The organism is Tepidimonas sp. (assembly GCF_036825565.1).
Lineage (GTDB): Bacteria > Pseudomonadota > Gammaproteobacteria > Burkholderiales > Burkholderiaceae_C > Tepidimonas.
The window spans coordinates 1-9,468 of sequence record NZ_DAISXZ010000081.1; the positions used below are offsets into that span (position 1 = coordinate 1).

Here is a 9,468-nt window from a genome sequence, read left to right on the forward strand (position 1 = left end):
ACCCCGCTCATCCAGCGCAAACTCGACGTCGACCCCCTCCAGCCCCGGGCGACCGAAGGCCGTCTCGCCCGGTGCGGCGCGCGGCACGACGCCGGGCCGCAGGGCCAGCCCGCGCACCCGCCCGCGCGCCTCCCATTGCTCGGGTGCGCCGGGTTTGGGCGGGGCGCTCCAGCGTACCGCCAGCCCCTCGGCCACGCCGGCCGGCTGCGTCTGCTCCGCCCAGTGGTTGACAGCCTCGCCCACGGGCAGCACCCGCGCCAGGCGCTGGACCACGCCCAAGTCCAGCCGGTCGGAAGACAAGGCCCAGCTCCGCACCCCCCCATCCGGCGCCAGGGCGTACTCGAAGCGCACATCCCCACGCGGCCAGTCGCTGCCGTCGCCCGTGGTGATGGCCAGTCCCTGGGTGGTCCAAACGGTGGTGTCGCCATCGTGCTCCAGCCCCAGCCGCCCGCCCAGGTGGGCGACGCGCAAGGGCTCGACCCGCGCCTGCGCGCTCGGCGCCCAGACGACGTGGACATCGCTCCACTGCACATCCGCGGTGGCGGCGCGCCATTGCGCGCGGCGCACATCGGCCCACAGCCGCAGGGCGCCGGTGGCGCGCAGCTCGCGCACCCCCCACAGGGCGGCGGTGTCCACATAGGCCCCCAGGCGCTGCGCATCCAGCCTCGGCGCCAGCACGAACAATTCGCCCGACCACTCGCGCCAGCGCCCGGGGTGGGTCTGCCAAAACGGCCGGGCAAAGCGGCCCCGCACGCTGAAACGGTCGCCCCACTCCGCCGGGGGCGTGGCGTCGAGCCGAAACTCGTGCCGCACGCCGGGGTTGCGCACCACCAGGTCCACCGCCGTCAGTGCCAACGGCGGGGCGTTCGGGCGTTGCTCGTCGATCCAGCGCAACACCCCGGCGCGCAGGGCAAATTCGCGCTGGCCGAAAAACCAATCGGCCGCGGAGCTGTCGCCGCCCATGCCCGCCAGCTCCAATCCGGCAACCTGCAGACGTCCGTCGGCCAGCCGACGCACCTCGAGTGTCGGTCCCTCGATCACGAGCTGGTCGAAGCCCAGCCGCCACAGCGAGGTCACCGACAGCGCCGCCAGCACTTGGGGCAGGTGCAGGGCCTCGTGGCCGCGCGCGTCGTACAGGCGCACATCGCGCAGGGTCAGCGTGGCGGCCCCGGCGGCGGTCGCGGCCTCGATGGTCCCGACGGTTACCCGCACCCCCAGCGCGCGTGTGGCCACCGCTTCGAAGGTCGGCCGCCAGGCTTCAGCGCGCGGCACAATCCAGAACTGGAGAGCCCCCCACGCCACGATCAGCAACGCCCAGACCGACACCGCCAACCCGAGCGCGACACGGGACGCCAGCGTCAGCGTGCGCAGGTGCCACTGGGGGCGGGAAGGGGTCGGGGTTGGAGTCACACGAAATTATGATCTCGAGCGTTTGCGTTGGTTCGGCCCGTGCCGACCACAGCCGCTTCGTGCAACGCGTGCGCCGCCGCTACGACGGCGAGCGTGCCTTGCTCCCCCCGGGCGCCCCCACCGCCGACACCTTGCGCACGGCCCTGAGCGCCCTGCGCGAACGCGGATACGGGCTGGATGCCGCGCTGCGGGTGCTGCGCCACCTGACGCTCGAGCGGCTGGCCGTGCTGGACTGTGAGCAGGCCGCGCCGCTGGAGGCGGTCACGCGCGGCGTCACCGCGCTGGCCGAGCTGGCACTGGACGAAGCCGCCCGGGCCGCCTGCGCCGAGCTGGACGCATTGCACGGCCGACCCCTGGCTCCGGCCGGCGAGCCCCCAGGCCCCCTGCCGCCGAGGGAAGGGGGCAACGGGAGCGAAGGGGGCGCGGCCTCCGAGGGGCGGCGCTGCGCGTGGTGGATCGTCGGCATGGGCAAGTTCGGCGCGCGCGAGCTCAACGTCTCCAGCGACATCGACCTGATCTACGTGTACGAAGGCGAGGGCGAGACCGCCGGCAACGCCGAGGGGCGCAACCGCATCAGCAACCACGAGTATTTCGGCAAGGTCGTCAAACGCATCCACACGCTGGTGGGCGACGTGACGGAGCACGGCCAGGTGTTCCGGGTGGATCTGGCCTTGCGGCCGAACGGCAATTCCGGTCCGCCTGCCGTGTCGCTGGGCGCGCTGGAGGATTATTTCCAGGTCCAGGGCCGGGAGTGGGAGCGGTTTGCCTGGCTGAAAAGCCGCGTGGTCGCCCCGGCCGAGGGCGCGCGGCGCGATGGCACCGGCCAGTGGCTGCGGCCCATCGTGCTGCCGTTCGTCTTCCGACGCTATCTGGACTACGGCGTGTTCGAGGCGCTGCGGCGGCTACACCGCCATATCCGCGAACATGCGGCGCGGCGCGCCGCCGGCCACCCGGAGCGCGCCAACGACGTCAAGCTCTCGCGCGGCGGCATCCGCGAAATCGAGTTCATCGTGCAACTGCTACAGGTGGTGCGCGGCGGGCAGTTTCCGGAGCTGCGCACCCGCCCGACGCTGCAGGCCCTGCAGCGCGTGGCCCAGGCCGGCCTAATGCCGGCGGACAAGGCGCGACAACTCGCCGACGCCTACATCTTTTTGCGGCGGGTGGAGCACCGCATCCAGTACCTGGACGACCAGCAGACCCATGTGCTGCCCACGCGCGACGACGACCTGGCCTGGATCGCCGCGTCGCTGGGCTTCGACGGGGCGCCGGCCTTTCTGCGTGTGCTGGATGCGCACCGCGAGGTGGTGGCGCAGGAGTTCGACACGCTGCTGGGCGGCGACGGCCACGGCACGGGCTGCAACGGCAAAGGCTGCCACGGGCAGTCCCGCTCGGCGGTGGAAGATTTGCAGGCCGTGCTGCCGCAGTTGCCGGCCGGCTTTGCCGAGCGCGTGGCGATGTGGTGCGACCATCCGCGCGTGCTTGCGCTGCGCGAGGACGCGCGGGTGCGCCTGGCGCGGCTGGTGGAGCGCACGGGGGCGTGGATCGAGGCGGGCGGCGTGAGCGAAACCGCCGCTGTGCGGCTGGCCGACTGGATCGAGCCGCTGCTGCGCCGCGAGAGCTACCTGGCGCTGCTGCAGGAGCGCCCCGCCGTGCACGAGCGGCTGCTGCGGGTGCTGGGCGCGGCGCGCTGGCCGGCGCGTTATCTGCTGCGCCACCCGGGCGTCATCGACGAGCTGGCCAGCCGCGAACTGTACGAGGGCCGCTTCGACGCCACGGTCTTCGCGGCCGAGCTGGAGGCGCGCCGCTGGTCGCTGCACAAGACCGGCGAGGACGACGACGAAGCGCTGCTGGACCTGCTGCGCCGCGCCCACCACGCCGAGGTGTTCCGCACCCTGGCGCGCGACGTCGAAGGGCTGCTGGCGGTGGAACAGGTCGCCGACGACCTGAGCGCCCTGGCCGACGCCGTGCTGCAGATCACCGGCCAGTGGTGCTGGCAGCGCCTCAAGGGCCGCCACCGCGACGAGCCACGCCACGCCATCATCGGCTACGGCAAACTCGGCGGCAAGGAGCTCGGCTACGGCAGCGACCTCGACATCGTCTTCGTCTACGATGACGACGACGAGCGCGCCCCCGAGGTCTACGCCGCCTTCGTGCGCAAGCTGATCAACTGGCTGACCGTCAAGACCGGTGAGGGTGACCTGTTCGAGATCGACACCGCGCTGCGGCCCAACGGCAACTCCGGGCTGCTGGTCACCACCTTTCAGGCCTACGCCGACTACCAGCAAAACCGCGGCAGCAACACCGCCTGGACCTGGGAACACCAGGCGATGACACGCGCGCGCTTCGTGGTCGGCAGCCCCGACCTGCGCGCGCGCTTCGACGCCGTACGTGAGGCCGTCATCACCGCTTCGCGTGACCCCGTGGCGCTGGCCAGCGAAATCCGCGCGATGCGCCAGCGTCTCTACGAGGCGCACCCGGTACGCCCGGGCCGCTTCGACCTCAAGCACAGCCCCGGCGGCATGATCGATGTGGAGTTTGCCGTGCAGTACCTGGTGCTGGCGCACAGCGCGGCGCACCCGCCGCTGCGCGCCAACGCCGGCAACATCGCGCTGCTGCAGCGCGCCGAGGCCGCCGGCTTGCTGCCCTCCGGCGTCGGCCAGGCCGCCGCCGACGCCTACCGCCATCTGCGTCAGCTGCAGCACCGGGCGCGGCTGGACGAGGCGCCCACCCAAATCGATCCCGCCGAAGTGCGAGCCGAGGCCGCCGCCGTGCGCGCGCTGTGGCAGGCGGCGCTCGGATGACCGCCCCCAGCTCAGCCGTCATGCCCCCGACGCCAGCCGGGTTGCCGGCCACCACCCCGACCAGGCTGCGCGCGCCGGCTTACGATGTCCCTATAACGTCGTCACTTCGCCCGCCATCGCCATGCGCCCGTCGTCCCTGTTGGTCTTGGCCCTGTTCACCGCCGCCATGAGCCCCATGCCTGTTGCCGCCGCGCAGCCGAGCGGCGTCTCCGCGCCCGCCTCCAGCGCCTGTCCGCCGGTCCTGCAGCACACCTTCCCGCGCTTGCAGGACGAGAAACCCCAGAACCTGTGCCAGTATGCCGGCCAGGTGGTGCTGGTCGTCAACACCGCCAGCTACTGCGGCTTCACTCAGCAGTACAAAGGACTGGAAGAGCTTTTTCGCCGCTACCGCGAGCGCGGGCTGGTGGTGCTGGGCTTTCCGTCCAACGACTTCGGCCAACAGGAGCCGGGCGGCAACCAGCAGATCGCCGAGTTCTGCGAAAACACATTCGGGGTGCAATTCCCGATGTTTGCCAAGAGCCACGTGCGCGGCCCACAGGCCAACGCGCTGTTCAAGCAACTGGCCGAACGCACCGGCACGACGCCGAAGTGGAACTTCTACAAATACCTGATCAGCCGCGACGGCCGTACCGTGCTGGCCTACAACAGCCTCACCGCGCCGGACAGCGGCTCGCTGCGGCGCGACATCGAGCGGCTGCTCGGCTCCTGAGCGGGATCAGCGGACCAGCGGCAACGACGTTTCCGCGGCATCCACCCGGCGCGCGCCGTTGAAGCGCCGCGCCCAGTAGCGATCGTTCATGTCGCTGATCTTGACGCTGTCGCCCTTGCTGGGGGAGTGGATGAACTTGCCATCCCCCAAATAGACGCCCACATGGCTGAACGCCCGGCGCATGGTGTTGAAAAACACCAGATCGCCGGGGCGCAGGTCATCCTTGGCGATGGGGGTGGTGGCCTGCGCCTGCTCCGCCGCGCGCCGTGGCAGCACCAGCCCGAGCGTGTTGGCGTACACATAGCGCACGAAGCCGCTGCAGTCGAAACCGGTCTCGGCGGTGCTGCCCCCCATGCGGTAGGGCACGCCGATCAGGCCAAGCGCGGTGTTCATCAGCTGGCTGGCCATCAGACCCGTTTCGGTGCCGACCGATTGCAGCTGGCCCAACAGGCCCTCCGCAGCCGGCGCGCCGACGAGGGGAGCGCCCGGCGCCGGGGGCGCGGCATGGGCGGCCACGGTCAGCAGCGCAGACAGGACGAAAGCGGCGACTCGACGCATAACCGCGGATGCTAACAGAAGCCGCAACCGATCCCGGGCACCGCACGGTTCAGCGCGCGGCGGCACACCCGGCAGCCACGGCAAACGCCAGGCGTTGCAGCGCCAACCACGGATCGGCCGGCCAGTCGGGGGCCGTCAGGCCCTTAACGATGCCGTCCACCGTCTGCGCCTCGGCCAGCCAGCGCCCGGTCTGCGCCGCCCGCAGCCGGGGCAGCAGGCGCTCGTAGCGCTTCTCGCGCGGGCCCCAGACGCGCTGTTCGCGCAGCACCAGCGGCAGAGGCTGGCCGCGGTCCATCGCCTGCCGCACCCGGTGCAGGGTACGCAGCTCGTCCGCCAGCGCCCAGTGCACCGGCACGGGCGCCACCCCCTCGGCGCGCAGCCCTTCCAGCATGCGCTGCACGCGCGGCAGCGCCCCTTCCAACACCGCCTCGGGCAGCCGGAAGGGGTCGTAGCGCGCCACGTCCAGCACCGCCGTGCGCACCTGCTCGAACGACAGCTCCCCGGGCGGATACAGCAGGCCCAGTTTGGCGATCTCCTGGTGCGCGGCCAACAGGTTCCCCTCCACCCGATCGGCCATGAAAGCGAGTGTGCGCTGCCCCTCCTCGCCCGCGGCGACATGCTGCCCCTGCTGCCACAGGCGCTGCGCGATCCAGTCGGGCAGTTGCGCGCGCTCCACCGCGTCCACGCGGACCACGACGCCACGCGCCGCCAACGCCGCCCACCACGCGCTCTTGAGCGCGGTACCGTCCAGCCGGGGCAGCAGCACCAGGGTGACGGTGTCCGCCGAGGCGGCGGCGGATTCGGCCAAGCGCTGCAGCGCCTCGGCCCCGTCCTTGCCCGGTTTGCCCGACGGAATGCGCAGCTCGATCAGGCGCTTGTCGGCGAACAGGCTCAGCGCCCCGCCGGCGGCCAGGATGCCGCTCCAGTCCGTGTGCGCGCCTGCCACGGTGAAGACGGTCCGCTCGCCGTGGCCGGCGGCCCGCGCCGCGGCACGGATGGCGTCGGCCGCCTCCTGCACCAGCAAGGCCTCGTCGCCATGCACCACATACAAGGGCGCCAGCGCACGCTGGAGCTGGGCGGGCAATTGGGCGGCGCCGATTTGCATGGCGGGGATTCTAGGCGGCATGCCACACTATTCGCTTCGTCACCACCCACACCGCCCGCCATGAGCACGACTTCGTTTCCCACCGTCGCCCTCGTGGGCGCCCCCACCGACATTGGCGCCGGCGCGCGCGGCGCGTCCATGGGCCCGGAAGCGCTGCGAGTCGCCGGCCTGAAAGCGGCGCTCGAGTCCCACGGCCTGCAGGTAGAAGACGGCGGCAACCTGAGAGGCCCAGCCAACCCTTGGCGCCCCGCCGTGGATGGCTACCGCCACCTGGACGAGGTGGTGGCGTGGAACCGCGCGGTGCACGACGCCGTGTATGCCGAGCTGACGAAGGGCCGCCTGCCCATCCTGCTGGGCGGCGACCATTGCTTGGCCATGGGCTCCATCAGCGCCGTGGCGCGCCACTGCCGCGCCACCGGCCGCAAGCTGCGCGTGCTCTGGCTGGACGCGCACGCGGACTTCAACACCTCGGCGCTCACCCCCAGCGGCAATTTGCACGGCATGCCGGTGGCGTGCCTCTGCGGCTTTGGCCCCGAGGCGCTGGTGCGCCTGGGTGGCGAGGGCCCGGCGCTGCACCCGCAGCAGGTGCGCCAGATTGGCATCCGCAGCGTCGATGCGGGGGAGAAGCGCTTCGTCCACGAGCAGGGCCTGGAGGTGTACGACATGCGCTACATCGACGAAATGGGCATGCGCCACACGATGGAGCAAGCCCTGGCGGGCCTGGACGCCGACACCCACTTGCATGTCAGCTTCGACGTCGATTTTCTGGACCCCGACATTGCGCCCGGCGTAGGCACGACCGTGCCCGGCGGCCCCACCTACCGCGAAGCCCAGCTGTGCATGGAGATGATCGCGGACACCGGCCGCCTGGCCAGCCTGGACGTGATGGAGCTGAACCCGGCGCTGGATGTGCGCAACCGCACCGCGCTGCTGGCGGTGGATTTGATCGAGAGCCTGTTTGGCAAAAGCACCTTGATGCGCGAGCACCAGGTGCGCAAATCCACGTTTCAAACGTAAACTGATCCCGCGCAACGCCCACTCCACGCTGCTGCGGCTGGCGCGCGGCTTTCTGGCCCGCTTTCCCGACGGCGCGGTGCTGGATGAGATCCAGCGCTGCCCGGCCCTGCTGTCGTGGTTGCAGGGGCTGGTGGACGAGCGCCGGCGCATGGGCGACTTCGTCCTGACCGGCTCGCGGCAGTTCGAGCTGGCCCACGGCCTGACGCAGACGCTGGCCGGGCGCGTCGGCCGGCTGGAGCTGCTGCTGCCGCTGTCGGCCACCACGGCGCGGCAGTGGCTGTCGGTGCTGGAGGCCAGCTACCTGATGCTGCGGCTGCCGCCCTACCACCAGAACATCGGCAAGCGGCTGGTCAAGACGCCCAAGCTCTACTTTCTGGACGCCGGGCTGGCGGCGTGGCTGGCGGGCATCCGCGCGCCAGCCCAGCTGCACACCCACGCGCTGCGCGGCGCGCTGTTCGAGACCTGGGTCGTCTCCGAGGTCTTGACATCCTCCCCCGCCTAAAGTCGGGGGATTCCTACGGCGCTCACCCCGGCATCGAGCCGGAATGAGTCGCTTCGGTGGGTTCCTGCTGCTGGCGGCATGACTGCACCGCTCACTTCACAGGCGCAACGGGCGTGTCCCGCCCTGAGTATGTTGATCGCGCCGACCAGATCGGCGTTTTCCTTGAAACCGCATTCGACGCACAGGAACCGGGCCTGCGTCTGGCGGTTGTCCGCCGACACATGGCCGCAGGCCGGGCACGTCCGCGACGTGTTCTGCGGCGGCACGACGATGAGATGCCCGCCGGCCCATGCCAGCTTGTAGTCCAGTTGGCGGCGGAACTCGAACCAGCCTTGATCGAGGATGGACTTGTTCAGGCCAGACTTGGCCCGAACGTTTCTTCCCGGCTGTTCGGTAGTGCCTGCCGCCGACCTGGACATGTTTCGCACCTGCAAATCCTCGATACACACCATCGCGTGGTTTTGGCTGATCGCGGTCGTGGTCTTGTGCAGGAAGTCGCGGCGGGCATTGCCGATGCGGGCATGAATGCGCTGGACTCTGGCTTTCGCCTTCCTCCAGTTGTTGCTGAACTTCACCTTCCGGCTCATGGCCTGCTGCGCTTTGCGCAGCGCGGTTTCGTGCCGCTTGAAGCTGTTGAGCGGCGCGTAGAACGTGCCGTCTGAGAGCGTGGCAAAGCGTGTCACGCCCATGTCGATGCCCACGGCACTGGTGGCCTTGGGCACTGGGGCTTGAATTTCACGCTCTGTCTGGATCGACACGTACCATTTGCCGCACGACTGGCTCACGGTAACGTTCTTCACCGTACCCAGAACCTCGCGGCTGTTGCGGTAGCGCAGCCAGCCGAGCTTGGGCAGAAACAGGCGGCTGTTGGCCTGATCGAGCTTGATCTGTTTCGGGTCGGGATAGCGGAAGCTGTCGTGTTGGCCTTTCTTCTTGAAACGTGGGAAACCGGCCCGCTTGGCGAAGAAGTTGGCGTAAGCGCGCTCCAAATCCTTCAGCGCCTGTTGCAGCGGATGCACAGGCGCATCGGCCAGCCACGGCGTTTCAGGCCCATTGCGCCACTCGGTGAGCAGCTTGCACAGGCCGCCGTAACCGAGCTTCTTTTCCCCTTGCTCGTAGCGTTCCTTCTGCAACGCCAGCGCCTTGTTGAATACGAAGCGGCACGAGCCAGCGAAGCAGCGCATCTGGCGCTGCTGTTCGCCGGTCGGCATCAGTTCGTATCTGAAGGCTTGCAGACGTTGCATGGGCGAAATGATACGCTTGGCCTATGAGCAACGACAACGATATTCGGCGCGGTCGGCACTGCGTCTTTCTGATGCACGTGCATTTGGTCTTCGTGACCAAATACCGGCGCGAAGTGTTTACC

The 9,468-nt window shown here is 70.0% G+C and carries 8 protein-coding genes and 1 pseudogene; 5 read left to right on the plus strand and 4 right to left on the minus strand.

Annotated elements, in window-relative coordinates; all coding sequences use genetic code 11:
- A partial coding sequence (locus tag V7026_RS09930; protein ID WP_443082344.1) for a YhdP family protein occupies positions 1 to 1,410 on the minus strand: 1,410 nt, incomplete at its 3' end.
- An 8-nt stretch (positions 1,411 to 1,418) separates the two neighbouring features.
- Between V7026_RS09930 and glnE the strand changes: the two genes are divergently transcribed.
- Both glnE and V7026_RS09940 read left to right on the plus strand, forming a co-directional pair.
- Positions 1,419 to 4,211 carry a bifunctional [glutamate--ammonia ligase]-adenylyl-L-tyrosine phosphorylase/[glutamate--ammonia-ligase] adenylyltransferase gene (glnE, locus tag V7026_RS09935; RefSeq protein ID WP_334155227.1) on the plus strand — a complete coding sequence of 931 codons (2,793 nt, stop codon included), beginning with the start codon at positions 1,419 to 1,421 and terminating at the stop codon, positions 4,209 to 4,211.
- A 121-nt stretch (positions 4,212 to 4,332) separates the two neighbouring features.
- Positions 4,333 to 4,920, plus strand: a complete 588-nt coding sequence (locus V7026_RS09940; protein WP_443082345.1) for a glutathione peroxidase — start codon at positions 4,333 to 4,335, stop codon at positions 4,918 to 4,920.
- A 6-nt stretch (positions 4,921 to 4,926) separates the two neighbouring features.
- Here V7026_RS09940 and V7026_RS09945 read toward each other — a convergent pair whose 3' ends face one another.
- Both V7026_RS09945 and holA read right to left on the minus strand, forming a co-directional pair.
- On the minus strand, positions 4,927 to 5,478 hold the full coding sequence (locus V7026_RS09945; protein ID WP_334155228.1) for a C40 family peptidase: 552 nt from the start codon (positions 5,476 to 5,478) through the stop codon (positions 4,927 to 4,929).
- Positions 5,479 to 5,527: 49 nt separating this feature from the next.
- A complete protein-coding gene (gene holA, locus V7026_RS09950) occupies positions 5,528 to 6,583 on the minus strand; it encodes a DNA polymerase III subunit delta (protein ID WP_334155229.1) in 1,056 nt (351 codons plus the stop codon).
- A 60-nt stretch (positions 6,584 to 6,643) separates the two neighbouring features.
- Between holA and rocF the strand changes: the two genes are divergently transcribed.
- The gene (gene rocF, locus V7026_RS09955; protein ID WP_334155230.1) at positions 6,644 to 7,600 is read left to right on the plus strand and encodes an arginase; all 957 of its coding nucleotides are present in this window, start codon (positions 6,644 to 6,646) and stop codon (positions 7,598 to 7,600) included.
- A gap of 37 nt (positions 7,601 to 7,637) precedes the next feature.
- On the plus strand, positions 7,638 to 8,102 hold the full coding sequence (locus tag V7026_RS09960; RefSeq protein WP_334155234.1) for a DUF4143 domain-containing protein: 465 nt from the start codon (positions 7,638 to 7,640) through the stop codon (positions 8,100 to 8,102).
- Here V7026_RS09960 and V7026_RS09965 read toward each other — a convergent pair.
- Complete coding sequence (locus V7026_RS09965; protein WP_334155231.1) at positions 8,099 to 9,346, minus strand: RNA-guided endonuclease InsQ/TnpB family protein; 1,248 nt, start codon at positions 9,344 to 9,346, stop codon at positions 8,099 to 8,101. The genes V7026_RS09960 and V7026_RS09965 overlap by 4 nt on opposite strands.
- 23 nt (positions 9,347 to 9,369) lie before the next feature.
- Here V7026_RS09965 and V7026_RS09970 point away from each other — a divergent pair.
- Positions 9,370 to 9,468 (plus strand): annotated as a pseudogene (locus V7026_RS09970) (IS200/IS605 family transposase); the annotation flags it as partial.

Bases quoted from the DNA above. Each gene is read 5' to 3' on its own strand.
- glnE (WP_334155227.1), top strand. From the start codon at position 1,419: ATGATCTCGAGCGTTTGCGTTGGTTCGGCCCGTGCCGACCACAGCCGC.
- holA (WP_334155229.1), bottom strand. From the start codon at position 6,583: ATGCAAATCGGCGCCGCCCAATTGCCCGCCCAGCTCCAGCGTGCGCTG.
- V7026_RS09965 (WP_334155231.1), bottom strand. From the start codon at position 9,346: ATGCAACGTCTGCAAGCCTTCAGATACGAACTGATGCCGACCGGCGAA.
- V7026_RS09940 (WP_443082345.1), top strand. From the start codon at position 4,333: ATGCGCCCGTCGTCCCTGTTGGTCTTGGCCCTGTTCACCGCCGCCATG.
- V7026_RS09945 (WP_334155228.1), bottom strand. From the start codon at position 5,478: ATGCGTCGAGTCGCCGCTTTCGTCCTGTCTGCGCTGCTGACCGTGGCC.
- rocF (WP_334155230.1), top strand. From the start codon at position 6,644: ATGAGCACGACTTCGTTTCCCACCGTCGCCCTCGTGGGCGCCCCCACC.